1 pseudogene is annotated in these 1,177 nt (G+C 62.9%); it reads right to left on the bottom strand.

Annotated features, from left to right (window positions below):
- Window positions 1-59: 59 nt before the first annotated feature.
- Window positions 60-1,177: pseudogene (locus tag AC1DYC_RS31085) on the bottom strand (integrase core domain-containing protein); the annotation flags it as partial.

Here is a 1,177-nt window from a genome sequence, read left to right as displayed (position 1 = left end):
AGTGTCCAGCCGATAGATGGGTAACAGTTTGAACCGGATACATAGGTAACAGTTTTGCCCTATGTTGAGTTCGCCGCRGCGCCAAGCGGTTTGGTTGGCGCGGCGCTTCGGCGAACCAGTTTSCTGTGCTTCTGGTCGATAAACCCGAGCGGATGGGCATAGAAGCGCATCGCCCATTCGCCGCTCTCCGTTTCTTCGATGGCAACCGGTTCGCCTGCCAGCGTGGCCGAGACGTAGATTTCGGCGCCCTGCCATTTGACGGCGCCGTTCTGGCGCACACTGCGCACCGCTGCCTCGGCCGGATAGTCCGGCTCAGGGGTAGTCTTGGGCATGGGCCGGGTCGAGGGCCGGTAATGCTGTGCTGGGGTTCCCATACCAAGTGCCTCGTGCGGGCGCTCCTCATTGTAGCTGCGCCGGAAGGCCTCGAAAGCCTGGGCTKGGGCCGTTCTGTCGGCTTCCGGCGCCTTGGCCATCGGCAGCATGGTCAGATGGAAACGTTCATGGCGTCCGTTCTGCTGCGGCTTCCCCGGCTGGATGCGCTCAAGGACGATGCSGAGTTTGACGAAGCGCGCCGCGAGTGGCGTCAGCCCGGTGACGCCGGCCGATGCAAATGGTGAACCATTGTCGCTTCTGAACCGATCCGGCAGGCCATTCTCCTCGAACAACCGCTCAAACACCGGCCAGGCCTCTTCATCCGCCGTCGAGTTCGTTGCCTCCAGCCCCAACAGATAGCGGCTCGCCACATCCATCACCGTCAGCGGTTCGCAACGCCAYCCGTCTCGGGTCCGGAACCAGCCCTTGTGGTCCCGGTCCACACCGTGTTCGGCTCCGAAGCCTCCGGCCATGGGCCATTGCCTGCCGCCTTCCARCGCCTGCGCTTGCGYCCCACAAGTCCATGTCGCTTCAGAAGTTCACCAGCCGTCGAGACCGCGGGCCAGCCGCAGCAAGGCTCCGCATGCTTGAGCCTGGCCATGATCTTCTTGGGACCCCACAGCGGGTGCGCCTCTTTCATAGCAACGATCCGCTCCACCACATCCCAAGGCGTAGCCCGGCCGTGATTGAGCGGCGCACGCGGAAGATCATGCAGACCTGCCGGCCCAAACTTCCGGTAGCGTTCAAGCCATTTGTAGCCAGTCTTGCGAGAGATACCGAACGTCGCACACAGCTGCGTCATCGT

Source organism: Mesorhizobium sp. P2_E7, from assembly GCF_056403855.1.
Note: the sequence above shows the minus strand (reverse complement) of the source record. Positions and strands in the feature narration are given on the sequence as shown.